Origin of the sequence: Mesorhizobium sp. M0715, from assembly GCF_040320355.1 — a bacterium.
Lineage (GTDB): Bacteria > Pseudomonadota > Alphaproteobacteria > Rhizobiales > Rhizobiaceae > Mesorhizobium.
The window spans coordinates 209,183-228,516 of record NZ_JAMYPL010000003.1 but is presented as its reverse complement, the minus strand read 5'-3'; the positions used below and the strand labels follow the sequence as shown (position 1 = coordinate 228,516).

Annotated in this window: 16 protein-coding genes; 9 read left to right on the top strand and 7 right to left on the bottom strand. The window is 61.8% G+C overall.

Annotated features, from left to right (window positions below; translation table 11 throughout):
* Positions 1-9 precede the first annotated feature (9 nt).
* The gene (locus NKI21_RS05020) at positions 10-282 is read right to left on the bottom strand and encodes an usg protein (protein ID WP_109664371.1); all 273 of its coding nucleotides are present in this window, start codon (positions 280-282) and stop codon (positions 10-12) included.
* Positions 283-596: 314 nt separating this feature from the next.
* Here NKI21_RS05020 and acs point away from each other — a divergent pair, with 314 nt between their 5' ends.
* Positions 597-2,552, top strand: coding sequence for an acetate--CoA ligase (gene acs / locus NKI21_RS05015; protein WP_352441018.1), 1,956 nt, complete (start codon positions 597-599; stop codon positions 2,550-2,552).
* 2 nt (positions 2,553-2,554) lie between these two features.
* Positions 2,555-3,298 carry an MOSC domain-containing protein gene (locus NKI21_RS05010; RefSeq protein ID WP_502896751.1) on the top strand — a complete coding sequence of 248 codons (744 nt, stop codon included), beginning with the start codon at positions 2,555-2,557 and terminating at the stop codon, positions 3,296-3,298.
* A 1-nt stretch (position 3,299) separates the two neighbouring features.
* Here the strand turns inward: NKI21_RS05010 and NKI21_RS05005 are convergent, their stop codons facing one another.
* From NKI21_RS05005 to NKI21_RS04995, 3 genes are all read right to left on the bottom strand, one after another.
* Entirely contained in the window at positions 3,300-4,568 is a 1,269-nt protein-coding gene (locus NKI21_RS05005) for a class I SAM-dependent methyltransferase (protein ID WP_352441020.1), read from the bottom strand.
* Positions 4,569-4,953: 385 nt separating this feature from the next.
* Positions 4,954-6,429, bottom strand: a complete 1,476-nt coding sequence (locus NKI21_RS05000; protein WP_352441021.1) for a TadE/TadG family type IV pilus assembly protein — start codon at positions 6,427-6,429, stop codon at positions 4,954-4,956.
* A 347-nt stretch (positions 6,430-6,776) separates the two neighbouring features.
* Complete coding sequence (locus tag NKI21_RS04995) at positions 6,777-7,646, bottom strand: transglutaminase-like domain-containing protein (RefSeq protein WP_352441023.1); 870 nt, start codon at positions 7,644-7,646, stop codon at positions 6,777-6,779.
* 168 nt (positions 7,647-7,814) lie between these two features.
* Here NKI21_RS04995 and NKI21_RS04990 point away from each other — a divergent pair, with 168 nt between their 5' ends.
* Positions 7,815-8,480 (top strand): HAD-IA family hydrolase, encoded by a 666-nt coding sequence (locus tag NKI21_RS04990; protein WP_023811737.1) that lies wholly within the window; start codon positions 7,815-7,817, stop codon positions 8,478-8,480.
* Between the two features lie 8 nt (positions 8,481-8,488).
* Here the strand turns inward: NKI21_RS04990 and NKI21_RS04985 are convergent, their stop codons facing one another.
* Positions 8,489-8,710 carry a DUF1674 domain-containing protein gene (locus NKI21_RS04985; RefSeq protein WP_023811736.1) on the bottom strand — a complete coding sequence of 74 codons (222 nt, stop codon included), beginning with the start codon at positions 8,708-8,710 and terminating at the stop codon, positions 8,489-8,491.
* Positions 8,711-8,847: 137 nt separating this feature from the next.
* On the opposite strand from NKI21_RS04985, the gene htpX reads away from it, so the two are divergent.
* The 6 genes from htpX to dcd all read left to right on the top strand — a co-directional run bounded on the left by htpX (position 8,848) and on the right by dcd (position 16,177).
* Positions 8,848-9,867, top strand: coding sequence for a zinc metalloprotease HtpX (gene htpX / locus NKI21_RS04980; protein WP_352441024.1), 1,020 nt, complete (start codon positions 8,848-8,850; stop codon positions 9,865-9,867).
* Positions 9,864-11,252, top strand: coding sequence for an RsmB/NOP family class I SAM-dependent RNA methyltransferase (locus NKI21_RS04975; protein ID WP_352441025.1), 1,389 nt, complete (start codon positions 9,864-9,866; stop codon positions 11,250-11,252). The genes htpX and NKI21_RS04975 overlap by 4 nt, the downstream gene beginning before the upstream one ends.
* 147 nt (positions 11,253-11,399) lie before the next feature.
* Positions 11,400-13,124 carry a heparinase II/III family protein gene (locus tag NKI21_RS04970; RefSeq protein ID WP_352441026.1) on the top strand — a complete coding sequence of 575 codons (1,725 nt, stop codon included), beginning with the start codon at positions 11,400-11,402 and terminating at the stop codon, positions 13,122-13,124.
* A gap of 350 nt (positions 13,125-13,474) precedes the next feature.
* Positions 13,475-15,091, top strand: a complete 1,617-nt coding sequence (gene purH, locus NKI21_RS04965) for a bifunctional phosphoribosylaminoimidazolecarboxamide formyltransferase/IMP cyclohydrolase (protein ID WP_352441027.1) — start codon at positions 13,475-13,477, stop codon at positions 15,089-15,091.
* Between the two features lie 247 nt (positions 15,092-15,338).
* On the top strand, positions 15,339-15,578 hold the full coding sequence (locus NKI21_RS04960; protein WP_352441028.1) for a hypothetical protein: 240 nt from the start codon (positions 15,339-15,341) through the stop codon (positions 15,576-15,578).
* 29 nt (positions 15,579-15,607) lie between these two features.
* Positions 15,608-16,177 carry a dCTP deaminase gene (gene dcd / locus NKI21_RS04955; RefSeq protein ID WP_352441030.1) on the top strand — a complete coding sequence of 190 codons (570 nt, stop codon included), beginning with the start codon at positions 15,608-15,610 and terminating at the stop codon, positions 16,175-16,177.
* Positions 16,178-16,518: 341 nt separating this feature from the next.
* Here dcd and NKI21_RS04950 read toward each other — a convergent pair whose 3' ends face one another.
* Positions 16,519-17,235, bottom strand: coding sequence for a hypothetical protein (locus NKI21_RS04950; RefSeq protein ID WP_352864762.1), 717 nt, complete (start codon positions 17,233-17,235; stop codon positions 16,519-16,521).
* A 482-nt stretch (positions 17,236-17,717) separates the two neighbouring features.
* A complete protein-coding gene (locus NKI21_RS04945) occupies positions 17,718-19,094 on the bottom strand; it encodes an MFS transporter (protein ID WP_352441032.1) in 1,377 nt (458 codons plus the stop codon).
* Positions 19,095-19,334: the final 240 nt, after the last annotated feature.

Genomic DNA, 19,334 nt, shown 5'->3' with positions numbered 1-19,334 from the left:
GTACCGCGTTCAGTGCAGCACGAACTCACCATCCACCTTGCGCCATTCATTCGGCGCGATCAGCTTCTGGTGGGTGTAGCTGATCGAATGCAGCGGCCCGTCCAGCTTGGCCTTCCAGAACTCGATGAACTTGATCAGTACCGGAAATTGTGGCGCCAGATCGTAGTCCTGCCAGATGAAGCTCTGCAACAGATGCGGATGATCGGGAAAGTGATAGAGAATCTTGGCCGTGGTCAGGCCATAGCCTTTGAGCATCAGGTCCATTTCGGAATGGTCGCGCATGGCAGTCCCCCTTGGGCGGTCCTGGTTGAGTCTCCTTTCCTCCCAACGTCAGAGTGTGCGCGCCGTTGCTTAACTGTCTATTGATTTTTCCTGATCGAAAACGGGTTTTCCGCGCGAAAACATGCAGTTAGCAGCGACGCTGATCGAGTGCTGACAGCGGCGGGAAAAACACCTGCGGCATCCCGCCGCGCGAATCCAACGTCTAATGTTGCCGTAACGGCGGAACTGGTAATAATGCCGCCGAATTCGCGGCCGTGTCGCCGCGATCCCGCCGACATTTCAAGCCGGCGATTGGTTTGGGAGGAAAGTCAGGAATGTCCGAGGTTCATGTCCATCGCGTCCAGCCGGCGTGGAAGAAAAACGCGCTGATCGACAATGACACCTATCTCAAATGGTATGCCGACAGCGTCAAGAATCCGGACAAGTTCTGGGGCAAGCACGGCAAGCGCATCGACTGGTTCAAGCCCTTCAGCAAGGTCAAGAACGCCTCCTTCGACGGCAAGGTCTCGATCAAATGGTTCGAGGACGGACTGACCAACGTTTCCTACAACTGCATCGACCGGCACCTGAAGAAGCGCGGCGACCAGACCGCCATCATCTGGGAAGGCGACAATCCCTACGACGACAAGAAGATTACCTACAATGAGCTCTACGAGCATGTCTGCCGGCTCGCCAATGTGATGAAGAAGCACGGCGTCAAGAAGGGCGACCGCGTCACCATCTACATGCCGATGATCCCGGAAGCGGCCTATGCGATGCTGGCCTGCACACGCATCGGCGCCGTCCATTCGATCGTGTTCGGCGGTTTCTCGCCGGATGCACTGGCCGGCCGCATCGACGACTGCAAGTCGACCTTCGTCATCACGGCTGATGAAGGCCTACGCGGCGGCAAGCCGATCCCTTTGAAGGAAAACACCGACAAGGCGATCGAGATCGCCGCGAAAGCCGGAACGAAAGTCGAAAAGGTGGTGGTCGTGCGCCGCACCGGCGGCAAGACCGGCTGGGTTCCCGGCCGCGACGTCTGGTACCACGACGAGATCGCGACGGTGAAAGCCGAATGCAAGCCCGAGAAGATGAAGGCCGAGGACCCGCTGTTCATCCTTTACACATCGGGCTCGACCGGCAAGCCGAAGGGCGTGCTGCACACCACGGCCGGCTATCTCGTCTACGTCTCGATGACGCACCAATATGTCTTCGACTACCATGACGGCGACATCTACTGGTGCACCGCCGATGTTGGCTGGGTCACCGGCCACAGCTACATCGTCTATGGCCCGCTCGCCAACGGCGCCACCACGCTGATGTTCGAAGGCGTGCCGAACTACCCGTCGCAGTCGCGCTTCTGGGAAGTCATCGACAAGCACAAGGTCAATATCTTCTACACCGCGCCGACGGCATTGCGCGCGCTGATGGGCGCCGGCGATGCGCACGTAAAGAAGACGTCGCGCAAGTCGCTGCGCGTGCTGGGTTCGGTCGGCGAGCCGATCAATCCGGAAGCTTGGGAGTGGTATTTCAACATCGTCGGCAACGGCAAGGTGCCGATCGTCGACACCTGGTGGCAGACCGAGACCGGCGGCATCCTGATCACGCCGCTGCCCGGCGCCACCGACCTCAAGGCGGGTTCGGCGACACGGCCCTTCTTCGGCGTCAAGCCGCAGCTGGTCGACGGCGAGGGCAAGGTGCTGGAAGGTGCCGCCGACGGCAATCTGTGCATCACCGATTCCTGGCCCGGCCAGATGCGCACCGTCTATGGCGATCATGATCGTTTCATCCAGACCTATTTCTCGACCTACAAGGGCAAGTACTTCACCGGCGACGGCTGCCGCCGCGACGCCGATGGCTATTACTGGATCACCGGCCGCGTCGACGACGTCATCAACGTCTCCGGCCATCGTATGGGCACGGCCGAGGTCGAATCCGCACTGGTCAGCCACGACAAGGTTTCGGAAGCCGCCGTCGTCGGCTATCCGCACGACATCAAGGGCCAGGGCATCTACTGCTACGTCACGCTGATGGCCGGCGAGCAGCCGAGCGAGGATCTGCGCAAGGAGCTGATCGCCCATGTCCGCAAGGAGATCGGGGCCATCGCTTCGCCCGACAAGCTCCAGTTCGCGCCCGGCCTGCCGAAGACGCGCTCCGGCAAGATCATGCGCCGCATCCTGCGCAAGATTGCCGAGGACGATTTTTCAGCGCTCGGCGATACCTCGACGCTCGCGGATCCGGCCGTCGTCGATGATTTGGTCGCCAACCGGCAAAACAAGAAGAGCTGATGATGCAGGCCGCGCTCGGCACTGTCAGTGAACTCTGGCGCTATCCGGCGAGTTCGCTTGCCGGCGAGCGTCGGGAAACAATCTCGGTCGAGATCGAGAGCATCGAGGGCGACCGCATGTTCGGCCTCGTCGACGCGTCCGACAATGAGATCGCGCGACCGGACCGCGACCCGAAATGGCACAAGGTGCCGCGCATCCGCACCCGGCTGTCGCCGACCCTGGAACTCGAGATTGCCGTTCCCGGGGACAACTGGCTGGCTGCGCCAAGTATCGAGAGCGACCGCGCGGTGTCGGCCTATCTCGGCTTCGAGGCCTCGATCCGACCGTTTCGCCGCGAGAATGCCGGACCTGACTATTCCGGCCCGCTGACCGCGGAGCGCTACCGCAAGGCGCCCATCCATCTGTTGACCACCGCCTCGCTGGCACGGCTCAAAGCGTTGCATCCGGAAGGGGTCGCCGACCCACGCCGCTTCCGCCCCAACATCGTCGTCGACATGACGGCAATCGAAGGGTCGTTTCCGGAAACGGAATGGATCGGCCGCAAGCTTGCCATCGGCGATCTCCTGCTGACTGTCTCCGAACCCTGCCGCCGCTGCGGTTTCACCATCGTCGCCCAGGATGGCTTCGACCATGATCCGGCGATCCTGCGCAACCTGGTCCGCCACAACGCCCACAATCTCGGCGTCTACTGCACGATCGACCGGCCGGCGCGCGTCGAAGTCGGCGACGCGATGCGCTTCGTGTAAGCTATCGATACAGATCTGCCCGCGTCGGCGGCAGGCCGCTTGGGCCGCGCGCGCGCTTGGTGACGACGGTCTGGAAAATCTGTGCCGAGGCACGTTCGAAGGTGATCGAACAGCCGGTCAGGTAGAGCAGCCATAGCCGCGCCCTGGCCTCGCCCACCTCGGCGATAGCCTCGTCGAAACGCGCGTGCAGGCGCTCGGCCCACAGGCGACAGGTGCGGGCGTAATGCTCGCGCAGATTCTCGACGTCGTAGACCAGGAAGCCGTGCGCCTCGAGATTGCCTGTTGTCATGCCGATCGTGTCGAGTTCGCCGCCGGGGAAAATGTATTTGATCAGCGCCTTGAACTCCGGCCCCTTGCGCAGGGTCTTCTTCATGTCGCCCTTGCTGCGCCTGGTGATGGCGTGATGCAGATAGATGCCGCCGGGCTTCAGCAGGCGGTGGACAGTTGAGAAATAGGTCGCGTGGTTGGCGAGCCCGAGATGCTCGAACATGCCGATCGACGAGATCTTGTCGAACGAGCCGGTGAGTTCGGCATAGGATTTGATCTCGATGGTGATGCGGTCCTCCAGACCCTCGGCGCGGATGCGTTCACGGGCAAGATTGGTCTGGGCCTGCGACAGCGAGACACCGTGGCCGATGACGCCATAGTTCTTCGCGGCATGGATGAGCATCGCTCCCCAGCCACAGCCGATGTCGAGCAGTCGTTCGCCAGGCTTCAGCCGGAGCTTGCGGCAGATATGGTCGAGCTTGTCGATCTGCGCTTGATCGATGCTGTTGGCGAAATCCTTGAAGTAGCCGCAACTGTAGACCATGCGCTCGTCAAGGAAGAGCCGGTAGAAGGCGTTCGAAATGTCATAGTGATGCTGGATCGCCTCCTGGCTCGAACCGCTGACATAGGGGTTGCGCCCCGACAGATCGGTCCGCGCCGTCATCTGCCTGCGTGCCAAAAGCACGGAAGGCAGGTCGCGCAGGATCGCCATTTTCGGCAGCGATTTGAGCTTGGTTCTGAGCTTGCCTTGCGACGGCAGGGCGTAGAAGTCGAAAAACGTCCCGTCTTCGATATCGATCGTCTTGGAAATCCACATTTCGATCAGCGTCGACAGGGATGGTCGCTTCACCACCTGCCAGACGATGTCCTGGTCGTTGATGGTGAGCACTGGACCCGTGGCGGGGCCGATCCGCTCCCCGGTCCACAGCCTGACGGCAAAGCCCGGTTTCAGCGTCTCGACAACCGTCCGCACGATCCGCGCCGCTCTCTCGGCTGCCTCCATGCATCCCTCCCACAGGGGCCGACCCGGATTGCCGGCTCGGCTCTATGCCATGATCTTGCCTGCCCGGCCGACAGCCCGCAACCCAGTGTCGTGCCAAAAGCACCTTCCCACTTTTTCAAACCTGCGCCTTGTCTTTTGCTGCAACGCACCCCATCATGAGTATGTGTTCAACAAATCGAAAGGAGGTGATCCGATGTCGAGTGATTTCGTTTTCCAGAACGTGGCCTCAGCGGATTGCACTTTCGGGAAGCAGTCTTCCCGTTAAGGCGCGAAATGCGCGGCGGGTGACCTCATAGGTCATCGCCATAGGGCCGCGCCACGGACGGAAACACGGAAGGCCGCCGGCTTCGAAAGAAGCGGCGGCCTTTTCCGTTTGCGGACTAGACTACTGGGTCAATGCGACCTTTTCGGTGTTGCGGATGATTTCCTGAAAGGCGTCGTCCAATTCGGCTCCGGTGGACACGTCGAAGAAATGCCTCTTGGCGGCGGAGGCGTCCTTCGATGAACAGTCCTTCAGCACCGCCTTTGCCTGGTCCCGCTCGGTTGCCGACATGTCCTGGTTGTTCAGATCGAAGCCGATGGTGAAAATCTCGATGCCGTCATTTTTCATGTTGCCGCACAGCGTTCCGGCGTTGCCGCGCGCAAGGTTGCCCTGGCTGTTGTAGCTGTCCCCAGCACCGGCGAAGGCGGTATTGAATTGGCCATCGGTCATCAGGATCGCGACCTTGGCGATCTTCTTCGGATCGGCGTCCGAGGCGCCTTTGCCGAGACCGGCATTTCTGATCGCAGTGCGCCATTGCGGCGACAGCATATAGTAGGTCCACTGAATGGCGATCGCGCCGGCCGTGTAGCCATCGGCCTGGAAGTCCTCGATCGATTCAAGCAATGCATCGGAATCGGCGGTCAGCGGGATCACTTCCGCATCAGGGCACCTGTTCATGTCCCCGCCGAGATGATCGTCCCGATTGACCAGGGCATAATATTTCTTGCCTTCCTTGTCGGTGCGAACCGTGTCTGGGCCGTCGGCGCTCATATCCGCGTTGCCGTTCTTGTCCTTGCGCTCCGTGGCGCAGTTGTCGGGATGTGGCATCGCCGCGCCGACGATGGAGATGTACTCGCTGAAGGAGGGCAGCAGATTTTTGCCCGTCTTGGCGACGAGAAGCGGACTGCCGGCGACGGGTGGCAGTTCAGAGCTCCCTTGCTTCTCGGCATAGATGTTTTCCGCCAGCTTGCCGGCGTTCACACCTGATGCGTAAGGCACAATCGCGACGCGGATGCGGGGGTTCTTCGGATCCTGGTTCTGCAGCATCGTCCGGACGGCGTTTTTTGCAGCAGCTTTCAGATCGCCGATTTTGTCGACCTTGCCGCGCTTCCTCATCGACCCGGTCACATCGAGCATCATCGCCACTTCGATGGTCTTGTCCGAATAGAGCGCCGTCGTGGAGGCGGCGACGCGTTTCATGTCGCCCGTGCCAAAAATCGGGAAATACAGCCCGACATCGACATGGGCGTCGGCCTGGACCGTCTTGGCAGTCCTGTTGACGATCAGCTTGTCGAGTACGATCTGGTCGGCCTGCAGAATGCCTGCCTGGCTGTTGGCGTCGAGAAAGGCCTGCACCGATTTGTTGGCATCGGCTTCCTTGATGACACCGGTCGTCAGGTCGCGTGCCGTCGACGTGACCGCGGCGTCGACCACGCCCTGAAGGCTCGTTTTCGCATTGTAGAGCTGCGATACGTTGACCGAAAAGCCCACGGCCAGCGCCAAGACCGAGGCGCTAAGGCCGAACAGGACTGCGAAATTTCCACCGCGATCCCTGGCGAACCCGCCAACCGCGTGAACAAGACCCCCGTAATTTCGCATCCTACAGCCTCCACTCGCCTCGGCCTCGTCGCCGCGGAAAGGGCAATGCAGGATTCCCGCCGGATGACGCCCTAGCTGGGCGGAGAGCTGGCTTTCCAGTAGCAAGTCGCTGTTTTTGTTAAACTTTGGAACCAACAAAGGTGAACGGCTGGTAAACGGGAACGCACCATGGCGCTGGCGTTTACCAGCCGCTTACCATGATCTGGCCCGAGGCACCGCGACGCCGTCGACGGCGTCCTGTTGCGGCACAAGCTCACTGTGCCGAAGCGGACCATGTGTCCCGAAAGTTGCGGCCCGGAGAAAACCTCCTGACCACCCTGGAGCAGTTGCAACGGTAGGCCTCGCGACTACGCCAGCATCTGTGCGCAGACGGTCCTGTCGATGCCGTGGTAGGGCGGGTTGAACAGATTGCCTTCCTGTTCGTAGGTCCACACCTTGAACAGGCTGAGCCGGTGGGGGCCGAAACTGTGCAGCAGCGGCACGTCGGTGGCGTCGCGGCCGCGGGCGATGACGATACGGCCGATTCTCGGCGTGTTGTGGCGAGGATCGAACGTGTACCATTTGCCGTCGAGGAACACTTCCAGCCACGCCGAGAAGTCCATCGGCGCCGGATCGGCTGGCACGCCGATATCGCCGAGATAGCCGTTCACGTAGCGTGCCGGAATATTCATGCAGCGGCAAAGCGTGATCGCCAGATGGGCGAAGTCACGGCAAACCCCGACGCGCTCCTCATGCGCCTGCGCCGCGGTGCGGGTCGAGCGCGCATAGCCATAGCCGAACGACAGCCGGTTGTGGACATAATCGACGATCGCCTGCACGCGCGCCCAGCCGGACGGGATGTCGCCGAAGAGCTCCCAGGCCAGGCTGCTCAGATGATCCGTCTCGCAATAGCGGCTGCCCAGGAGATAACCGAGAACTTCGTCGGGCAGGTCCGCCACCGGCACTTCCCTGGCCAGCGTGTTGACCTCGTCCGTCTCGCCGCTGTCCTCGACGACCGCGTCATACAGGATGCGAAAACCACCGGCGGGTGCTGTGAAGCGCCGGCAGGCATTGCCATGCAGGTCATGGTACAGCCTTGTCGGCACCGCGGGCGAGGTCAGCACCCGCGTCTGCCGCTTGATGTCGGCCTGCCTGTCCCGATGGATCTCGAGCACTGAAATCACCGGCGTGGCGGCTACGCATTCGATGGCGATTTCGTAGCCGAGCCGGATCAGCATCGTTGGTCCCCCTTCGATCGTTGTTGTGAGAAGCAGTCCTTCCCAAACGCCCGGAGGATACCGCGGTTCCCTGGGCCGATCGAAAAGCCCACCCCGTGTCTTCCCCTGCCGCGGTCGAGGGGTTAGGTTCGGCAACCCCACCAGCGCTCCCCGAACTCAAGGAAAATCATGTATTCAGGCAGAAACTTCGCGGCCTTCCTCTTCGACATGGACGGCACGCTCATCAATTCCATCGCCTCGGCGGAACGGGTGTGGAGCGATTGGGCACGCCGCCAGGGCCTCGACGTCGCCGCCTTCCTGCCGACGATCCATGGCGTGCGCGCGATCGAGACCATCACCGGCCTGGCGCTGCCGGGCGTCGATCCGGCACACGAGGCTGATCTGCTGCTGAAGGCCGAGGCGGCCGATCTCGATGGCATTCTCCAGATCGCCGGCGCCGTGGCATTTCTCGATTCGCTGCCGCCCGAACGCTGGGCGATCGTAACCTCCGCCCCACGTGAGCTGGCGCTGTTGCGCATGAAGGCCGCCGGCATCCCCGTGCCGGGCGTCATCGTCGCGGCGGAAGATGTCTCCCGCGGCAAGCCGGCGCCCGATTGCTTCCGGCTTGGCGCGGAACGACTCGGCGTCGACGCGCGCGATTGCCTCGTCTTCGAGGATGCTCCAGCTGGCATCGCGGCAGCCGAAGCGGCGGGCGCGGCGGTCATGGTCATCAGCGCCACGCACAAGCACCCCTTGCCAACGCAACATGCCGCGATCGCAGGCTACGACATGGTCGGCATCACGGTCGACGAGCGTGGCTGGATCGCGCTCGAGCCGCAGCGCAACGCTGCGTAGGGAGGCATCTAGAAGTCGCTGGTCAGGCCCTTTACTTCCCAGTCGCCGTAGCGCCCTGGCTCCTTGCCGCCGCGGCCGCCGATCTCCTTCGGCAGCGCGACCTCCTTTTCGCGGTAGTCTTCCCGCCGCGCTGCGGCCTCGGCCAACGCACGGCGTGCGGCCGGCGCTAGCTCTCTTTGCGATGCCGCTTCGGCAGGAGCGGCGCCTGTTTTACTGATTTCGTCGGTCATGCGATAATCTCGGTAGATTGAGTCCAGTCAGCAGATTGAGTCCAGTCAATTGAAACAGGAACTGGCGTTTCCCATCATATAGCCATGAACCCACGACGATCGACCCCTTTTCGCTATCCCCCGGACAGGAGCAGACGATGAACACCATCCGCACCGCCATGCTTCTTGCCGCGATGACCGCGCTGTTCATGGGCGTCGGCTTTTTGATCGGCGGAACCGGCGGCATGATGATCGCGCTGCTGATCGCCGCCGGCACCAACCTGTTCAGCTACTGGAATGCCGACAAGATGGTGCTGTCGATGAACCGTGCCGTCGAGGTCGATGAAAGGAACGCGCCCGAATATTACGCCATCGTCCAGGCAATGGCCAAACAGGCCGGCCTGCCGATGCCGAAGACCTATCTGATCGACAACCCGCAGCCGAACGCCTTTGCCACCGGCCGCAATCCGCAGAATGCGGCGGTGGCTGCCTCCACCGGCCTGTTGCAGGCGCTGACGCCTGAAGAGGTCGCGGCGGTCATGGCGCACGAGCTCGCCCATGTGCAGCATCGCGACACGCTCACCATGACGATCGTCGCCACCTTTGCCGGCGCCATTTCAATGCTCGGCAATTTTGCCTTCTTTTTCAGCGGCAACCGCGACAACAACCCGTTCGGCTTTGTCGGCGTGCTGGTTGCGATGATCGTGGCTCCGTTTGCAGCGATGGTCGTGCAGATGGCGGTCAGCCGGACCCGCGAATACGAGGCCGACCGGCGTGGCGCCGAAATCTGTGGACACCCGCTCTGGCTGGCATCGGCGCTTGACAAGATCGCCCGCGGCGCCGAACGCATCCGCAACCCCGATGCCGAGCGAAATCCCGCGACCGCGCATCTCTTCATCATCAATCCTCTTCACGGCGAGCGCATGGACAGCCTGTTCTCCACCCACCCCGCCACTGAGAACCGCATCGCAGCCTTGCAAGCGATGGCGCGCGACATGGCCGGCAGCCAAACCCAGGCCGCCCAGCGCCAGGCCCCAACGCCACGCCAGGCGGACGAACTACGGCCATCCGGCCCATGGGATCAGGCAGCGCGGCCCGAGCAGTCGGCGGAGCCCGCCCAGCCGAAGTCCAACCCGTGGGGTCGCAATCCGACCGGGCCCAAGGGCCGGTGGTCGTGAGCGTGGCGGACAGAGGACCACGACGCACTGTTTCAAGTGATCAGGAACACAGGGACGGCGGCGACTTCGTTGCCGGCCTCGCCGCCCGCAAGGCGGCGGCGCGCCTGCTTGCCGCCGTCATCGACGCCAGGACGCCGCTTGATGGGCTGACCGATCACGAGAACGGCCACCCGCAATACAAGGCGCTCGACTTGCGCGATCGCGGCCTGGTCCGCGCCATCCTGGTCACCGCGCTACGCTATCGCATGACCATATCAGGGCTGCTGGCGAGGCGCCTGGAAAAACCGCTGCCGCCCAATGCCACCGCTTTGTCGCACATATTGCATGTGGCCGCAGCACAGATCCTGTTCCTCGATATTCCCGACAGCGCCGCCGTCGACATTGCGGTGACCCATGCCAAGTCCGATCCGCGCACGGTGCGCTTCTCCGGCCTCGTCAATGGCGTTCTGCGCACGTTGGCACGGGCCAAGGAAACGGAACTGCCTGCCGCCCTTGCCGCCACCGACGAAGCGCCCAAATGGTTTTCCGACCGGCTGAAGACCACCTACGGCAACGAGAAGGCCAGACAGATCCTCGAAGCGCATCGCGTTGAGGCGCCGGTCGACTTCTCGGTCAAGGCCGATCCCGGACTCTGGGCTGAAAAACTCGGCGGCATCGTCCTGCAGACAGGCACGGTGCGGGTCGAGAATCTTGTCGGTCCTGTCACTGAATTGCCCGGCTTTGCCGAGGGCGCCTGGTGGGTCCAGGACGCCGCGGCCAGCCTGCCCGCCCGGCTGTTCGGCGATGTCACGGGATTGCGGGTTGCCGATCTCTGCGCCGCGCCCGGCGGCAAGACCGCGCAGCTGATCGTTGCCGGCGCGAAGGTCACCGCTGTCGACACGTCAAAAAACCGGCTCGTGCGGCTGACGCAGAATCTCGACCGTCTCGGCCTGTCTGCCGAAATCGTCCAGGCCGACCTGCTCAAATATGAGCCGGAAGAACTCTTCGACGCGATCCTCCTCGACGCGCCCTGCTCGTCGACCGGCACGGTGCGGCGGCACCCCGACGTGCCATGGACCAAGACTTCGGCCGATGTCGAAAAACTGGCCGACCTGCAACGCAGGCTGCTCGCCCGCGCCGTCACGCTGGTGAAGCCCGGCGGCACGATCGTCTTTTCCAACTGTTCGCTCGATCCGCTCGAAGGCGAGGATCTCTATCGCGTCTTTCTGGCCGGCACGCCTGAAATCACCAACGATCCGTTGCAGCAAGGCGAGATCGCCGGCATCGATCCATTCCTGACGCCGCAAGGCACGCTGCGCACCACGCCCGCCGACCTGGAGCTCGGCGCGCCAGAACGCTCGGGCCTCGATGGTTTCTTCGCCGCTCGCATGCGGCGAGCCGGCTAGGGATTGAACTGCCCGGATTACTGACTTTTTTGGGTAGGATCGGGGGCAAAACCAGGTGAACCGGCGTGGGCTCGTGGAATTCGCCTTCGCACGAATCGTGCAATCATGTAGACTCGGCGCCGGGGTAGAGGACGATCAGGAGGGGTTTTGGCACTTGCTGCCAGCAGCACGACGCGTCTATGGACGCTTGTCGCGAAGGAGTTCTGGCGCAAAACGCGCCGGCGCCTGCGCGCCGGGCCTGTCTATCGCTGGCGCTATTCCGGCCGCACGCCGGAACGTGTGCTGATCGCACCGCCGGACCTGCGCCTCGCCGACCCGCAGATCGCACTCGAGATCTATTACGGCCGCTATCCCCTGTCGGGGCACGTGGTCGAGACCGGCGGCAAGTCGCCTTTCCAGATCCACGTGCCCAATCACGGCTGGCAGAAGACGCTGCACGGCTTTCGCTGGCTGCGCCATATGCGCGCCGCCGGCACCGAGCTTGCCGCCGCCAATGCCCGCGCCCTGGTCTCCGACTGGATCACCATGCATGGCAGCCATATCTCCGGCATCGCCTGGGAGCCGGGCACGACGGCCAAGCGCATCATCGCCTGGTTGCAGCACTCCTCGGTCGTATTGCAGGGCGCCGAGTTCCCTTTCTACCGCGCCTTCCTGAAATCGGTTGCCATCCAGATCCGCTACCTCAGGTCGATGGCGCGCGAAATGCCCGACGGCAAGGACAGGCTGCGGGCCCGCATCGCGCTCGCCTTCGCTGCCTTGTCCCTGCCGGCACCGGCATCGGCCCTGCGGGGCGCGACCCGCAATCTTGCCGAGGAACTCGACCGCCAGATCCTCGCCGATGGCGGGCACATTTCGCGCAATCCGATGGTCGTCCTGGAAATCCTCGCCGACCTTCTGCCGCTGCGCCAGACTTATGCCAACCAGGCGGAAACGCCGCCGCAGGCGCTGATCGGCGCCATCGACCGCATGCTGCCGGCGCTGCGCTTCTTTCGCCATCAGGATGGCAGCCTCGCCCGCTTCAACGGCATGGGCGCCACCATCCACGACCGCATCGCCACCATTCTGCGCCACGACGACACCGCTGGCGCGCCGCTGCTGCATGCGCCGCATTCCGGCTATGAGCGCCTGTCGATGGGCGGCACCACGGTCATCGCCGACACCGGCCCGCCGCCGGCGATCGATGTGTCCAACGCCGCACACGCCAGCTGCCTCGCCTTCGAACTGTCGTCCGGCCGCCAGCACTACATCGTCAATGCCGGCATTGACACCTATGGCGCGGCTGAATTCCGGCCGCTGGCGCGCGCCACCGCCGCGCACTCGACCGCCACCATCAACGACACCTCGTCGGCGCGCTTCAGCCATTCGTTGCGCGTCAACGACCTGCTCGGTTCGCCGCTGATCGGCGGCCCGCAGCATGTGCAGTGCAAGCGCACCGACCAGAAGGGCGTTCAGGGCTTCATCGCCCGCCATGACGGCTATGTCCCGCGCTTCGGCTTCCTGCATGAGCGCGAGCTGAAACTGTCGTCGAACGGCAATGTGCTGGCTGGCCGCGACCGCTTCCAGCGCCCCGGCAATACGGCGATCCGCAACAATGGGCGCGACTTCGTCACCGTCCGCTTCCACGTTCATCCCGACGTCAACCTTTTGCAGGACGAGCATGACCGCCTGGTGCTGGCCGCCGATCAGGCCGACACCTGGGTGTTCACAGCAGCCGAAGTGGTGCCGGAGGTCGAGGAATCGATCTATTTCGCCGGCCTTGGCGGCCCGCGCCGCAGCCGCCAGATCGTGCTTGCCTTCAAGGCTTCGGAAATCGCCGAAGTCCACTGGCAGCTGACCCGCACCAGCATCGCCGGCTACCCGGAAAACAACTGATCCTCCTGACAGGGCTTCAAACTCAGGTTAACAAAAGGCCTGACGACAACCAGCTCGGGGCATCGGCAGCTTTTGTGCCGGCAGCTTTCCCACGATAGGAATTTTTTCTTGACTCCGTGCCCTCAGCTATGGTACATTTTTGCCTATGGTGCCGGTTTGCGCCAGTGGCCCGCCGCATAGGCGGGTTTTTTCGTTGGTGCTCCGTCAGCCAACGCGCCTGCGAAGTCTCCGAAGAAACCCGTTAACACGGATTCGTTGCCTTGCCCCACCTGACCGCCGGTTTGATTTCCGGGCGGCATGTGCTACGGGCGCGGGCATCCACCACACCAGTCGTGAAAGGCCGCCAGCCCATGGCCGTCGCCGCCAAGAACATTCCCGCACCAGACCTTGTTCCCGTGCGTCGCGCCCTGCTCTCCGTTTTCGACAAGACGGGCCTCATCGATTTCGCCAAAGCGCTGGCAGCGGCCGGTGTCGAACTGGTCTCGACCGGCGGCACGGCAAAGGCGATCACCGAGGCGGGCCTAGCGGTGCGCGACGTCTCCGAGCTCACCGGTTTCCCCGAGATCATGGACGGCCGCGTCAAGACCTTGCATCCCGGCGTGCATGGCGCGCTGCTTGGCGTGCGCGACGATCCGGAACATTCCGCGGCAATGCGCAAATACGGCATCGAGCCGATCGATCTCGTCGTCTCCAATCTCTATCCGTTCGAGGAGGTCCGCCGCTCCGGCGCCGACTACGCTTCGATCGTCGAAAACATCGACATTGGCGGACCGGCGATGATCCGCGCCTCGGCCAAGAACCACGCCTATGTCGCCATCGTCACCGATCCCGGCGATTACGCTTCGGTGCTGAATGCGCTGGAGATGAACATCGGCTCGCTGTCGCTGGATTTCCGCAAGAAGCTGGCGGCCAAGGCCTTTGCCCGCACCGCCAGCTATGACGCGGCGATCTCCGGCTGGTTCGCCGAGGCGCTCGAGATCGAACATCCGACATGGCGCGCCTTTGGCGGCAGGCTGGTCGAGGTGGTGCGCTATGGCGAGAACCCGCATCAGAGCGCCGGCTTCTACGTCAACGGCGACAAGCGCCCGGGCGTCGCCACGGCGCGCCAGCTGCAGGGCAAGCAGCTATCCTACAACAACATCAACGACACCGACGCCGCTTTCGAATTGGTCGGCGAGTTCGACCCCGACCTTTCCGCCGCCGTCGCCATCATCAAGCACGCCAATCCGTGCGGCGTTGCCGAAGGCGCCTCGCTGAAAGCCGCCTACGCCAAGGCGCTGGCCTGCGACCCGGTCTCGGCCTTCGGCGGCATCATCGCCGTCAACCGCACCCTCGACGCCGAGGCGGCGGAAGAGATCGTCAAGACCTTCACCGAAGTGATCATCGCACCCGGCGCGACCGGCGAGGCCGCGGCAATCGTTGCGGCAAAGAAGAACCTGCGCCTGCTGGTCACCGGCGGCCTGCCGGATCCGCGCACGCCTGGCACAACGGTCAAATCCGTCGCCGGGGGCTTGCTCATCCAGGGCCGGGACAATGCCGTGGTCGACGACCTCGAGCTGAAGGTGGTGACGAAGCGCGCGCCGACAGCGGCCGAAATGGCCGACCTCAAATTCGCTTTCCGCATCGCCAAGCATGTCAAGTCGAACGCCATCGTCTACGTCAAGGACGGCGCTACCGTCGGCATCGGCGCCGGCCAGATGAGCCGGGTCGATTCCTCACGCATCGCCGCCCGCAAGGCGCTCGACGCGGCCGAGGCCGCCGGCCTTGCCGAACCGCTGACCAAGGGCTCGGTCGTCGCCTCCGACGCCTTTTTCCCCTTCGCCGATGGGTTGCTGTCGGCGATTGCCGCAGGCGCCACCGCCGTCATCCAGCCGGGCGGCTCGATGAACGACAAGGACGTCATCGCCGCCGCCGACGAGCACCGCATCGCCATGGTGTTTACGGGCGTGCGGCATTTCAGGCATTGAGCGTTCTTCCTTCTCCCCTTGCAGGAGAAGACCCACGACACGGGGCGTTAACCCCGTCTAGGCGACACTTGAAACACGTTGTGATTCGCCTACCTGACTTAATTAGGCCAGAGTGTTCACGTTCCGTTCTCTGTGACTCAGAAAGCACTCTGACGGAGAATGTGACGAAAACGTGTCGAGACCATATCCGAATCAATGGTGATTCGATCTTGTGGAAAAGAACTAAAGCAGCACTGGAGGGTTATTGATGAAACTAAAGATCAAGCAGATTGGCGAAGGAAACCATCCGGGTGAGGTAGTTGTGTCGCTCGACACAACCACAGGAACTGAACGTTTGGTGGTGCATCATCGTTCGTTAAGTGGCGATAGTTTAGACATTGGCTGGCCGGTTGATCGGGAGGACTCAAACCTCCTAGTTGAATTGCCGCGTGAAACTATCAATGGTTCATGGCGGGTGTGGGTTCCGCAGGGGTTAGTCGTAGAATAACCTAACAAAAATGGGGGGGGGGGCGGGCAATGATACTTACCGACAGAGAGATTCAAATCGCAATCAGCACAGAGGCGATACGAATAGAGCCCGTCCCCGATCTATCATATTACAGCTCAACCAGTCTTGACCTTACGCTCGGTGACCTACTTACCGTTTTTAAAGACCCAAAGATAGGCTTAGGTATTTGCATCGACCCTTCGGAGAAGGGCTATAATCACGAAGAGGTGATGGTCGAAACAACCAGCCCGATCAAGATTGATCCCGAAGCTGGCTACGAATTTAAACCTGGCCAGATGGTCCTAGCTTGGACTCGTGAGGTTGTTGAGCTGAAAATTCATTCTCGGATTGCAGCGAGAGTGGAAGGAAAGAGTTCGCTGGCCAGATTGGGGATCGGCATCCACCTGACAGCCCCGACCATACATGCTGGCTTCGCCGGTCAGATTAGACTTGAGATGGTGAATCACAACAAGCTTCCGGTGCGGTTGCGCATTGGAATGAAGATTTGCCAGTTGATTTTTGAGCAGACGCTTGGCACCCCCACAAAGGGCTACGAAGGCCGGTTTGCCGGCCAAAAGGCTGACGCGAAAAAAGGATAACCCAAGGTACTTTCGAAAACTTGGAAGCGGTCATACCTTGCGCACGGAGGGACCGGGGATGGTAATCAAATGTCGCCGCAATGGCGCTTATTCTGGAGTCGGCTCCGGGTCTGTTGACGGCGTTGTAAGGGGCTATCAGGGCGGCACGGTTGATATCGCCTTTTCGACAGGCGGCCTCTATCGAGGTACGACGTGGCGTGTGGAAATTTCCCAAATGTCATTTGAAGACGTAGCTAAGGCTATGGTCCTCGCAAATCCAGCTTATGCGATACGAGCCTTCGGTGCCGCGCTCGCATCATTCGACAGCGCTACCCAGCCGTAGGGGAATGGCCAATCAAACCTTATCCCACATGGCGGCGATGAACTGACAAGCGTTCTCCATGTTGCCGATCATCGCCTTGGTGTTCTTCGGCGCCTTGTGAATTTCCCCGGTCTGCACGTCTACCGACCAACAAAGATCGAATAAGGGCTGCCGATTGCCCGCAATGGTTCGCACCAACTTGCATCAGTACAAGGGTGGCAACAAAGCGTCCCATCTGGTCCCGCTTCGATTTTGCCTTATCTGTTTCGTCCTCGTCCGGCTTCGTGAGACGAAAAAGCGCAGCGCCAATGCACTCAACGCCTTTCACTGGACAGTGAATGAGAACATCGCAATTTACCGAAACGCCCACACCACCAATAGCCAGCATTGGTTGTTTCGGCGGAGACGGAACGAAATCGAATCCCTTTAGCAAATTCACCATTTTGCCGAAGGATTCCATAACGTCCAACGACTTGGATGCGTCCTCCCGACTCCATGCAGACAATGAGGCATCGGAGGCCTTCTGTTCAAAAGAGCCGAAGGCCGCAGCCAAAATCTGCTTCCCCTTGATAGGGTCACACATAGAAGCGGCAATAGCCGCTCTCACGTCAGAGTATCGAAGGGCTACCGCGCCTCTCTTCTCTTTCGCGCGCTTAATAATTCCCATTCGGCCCGTGTCGCCACTCACCATAAATCGCGCTAATTCATTTGCTGAGATGCGAGGCTCGGCATGATATTTTATATGGGAGCTTGCCATGGACGATGACTTCTTCGTTGCGACTCGAATCGATGAACATAGGAGTCTGTGCATCTCATCTATATCAAAGAAGACGTACCTAGAAGTCGGCGCCGAGTTTTTCCCCAGCGACCGTGGATACTTCATTTGCGAACACGACGATCGACAACCATCTGCTGGATTGTCTGTGCTTGCCAAAGTCGCGTCATTGGAAGCCGCCTACCGACTTGTGGACCTTTGGCAATCGATTACTCAACCTGCTCGTGAGACAGTGACCGGTCACTAAGATTTCTTTGGCTTGTCTTCTTTCGTCGGCGTGGCCTTCACCACCTTCTTCAAGACGCGGTCAAAGGCTTCCTCGAAGGCGGCGGCTTCATCGTGGAAGTAGGGACGGGGCGGACATGACTTATTCTCGGAACGGGGCTCTAACGTTCCCAAAAAATACCCCTGCGGAATAGGTCTGTTAAATATATAATCGCCCGGGAGATGGAAGAACGCTGCAGCTATTCGCTTGGCCGGTCCGCCGGATAGGGCGTCTTGACCAGGATCGCCATGCCGATGCCCAGGAACAGCACGATCACCGCCATGCCGAGCCGCGCCGAGCCGCTGGCCAGGGTGACCGACGCGACCATGAACGGCGCCAGGAAACCGGTCGCCCGCCCGGCCAGCGCATAAATGCCGAAATAGCGGCCGGATTCTGCCGCCGTGACGCTGCGCGCCATATAGGATCGCGACGACGCCTGCACCGGCCCGAAAGCCACGCCGATCAACAGGCCGAAGAAGATGTAGGCCTTTTCCGCTGCCGTGCCGAACAGGCCGCCGCTGTCCGGTCCAGGCATCATCCAGAGGCCGAACAACGTATAGCCCGGCCCAGTCGAGACGATGCCGATCGTGGCGATGCTGAGCAGGACCAGCGAGATCATGACGATGGTTTTTGAGCCAAGCGCCGTGTCGAGACGGGCTGCGACCAGGCAGCCGAAGATGGCGACGACGTTGAGAATGATGCCGAAAATACCGATCTCGGTGATCGACCAGTGGAACATCGCAGCGGCGAAAGTGCCGCCCAACGCCAGCAACGCGTTGACGCCGTCCTGATAGATCATGCGGGCGACCAGGAAGCGGAAGATACCGCTGCGCTTACGCACCTCGCCCAATGTCACTTTCAGCTCCGCCAACCCCTCTCGGACAGCCGGACCGATCGGCAGGCCCTTGATGGCGTCGGGGGTGAAAAAGAACATCGGCAGGATGAACAGGAAGTACCAGCCGGCTGACAAAGGCCCGGTTGCGCGCGCGTCCTCGCCGAGCTTCGGGTCGAGCCCGAACAGCGGGTCGATGCCGATGATCGTCTTGCCGGTCTCCGGCGAACCGGCCAGGCAGGCGACGACGAAGATCAGCGCGATCATGCCGCCGAGATAGCCAAGGCCCCAGGCCATGTTGGAGATCCTGCCGATCTCGCTCTTCGGCACCAGGCGCGGCATCATCGAGTCGTTGAACACCGTCGAAAACTCCGCCGCGACCGACGCCAGGGAGAAGAAGAACACGACCAGGAAAAGGTTCGAACCGGGGGCCGCGAACCAAAGCAGGCAAAGGCAGGTGATCTTGACCGCGGCAAAGAATGCGATCCAAGGCTTGCGCGGTCCGGTCTGGTCGGCGATCGAGCCGAGGATGGGCGACAGCACTGCAATGACAAGGCCGGCCGCGGCAATGCCGTAGCCCCAGGCCGCTTGCCCGGTTTCCGGATCGCTCGCCATCCGCGACACGAAATAAGGCCCGAAGATGAAGGTGGTGACGACGGTGAAGAACGGCTGCGCCGCCCAGTCGAACAACATCCATCCCCAGATGCCGCGCCCGGACGCACGCTGCACTGTCTCTACCGTCATGATGATCCCCCGGCACCGGTTCCGTGTCGGGCGCCATGTCTGCATGTTTCATGCGCTCATGCAATGAACGAAGCTTGGTGCCGTCCCTTGCCCCTGCCCGGGGTTCATTGTTGGAAAACCCAGCAATTGGCTTTCGTCCGCGGCGCGGGCCAAGCCCTTATTTTTTCTCGTGAGGGAAGTCGGACCGAAGGTCCGGCACCGTCCTCCACCCCCTGCTTCGCAGCGATTGCCGCCGTCGCG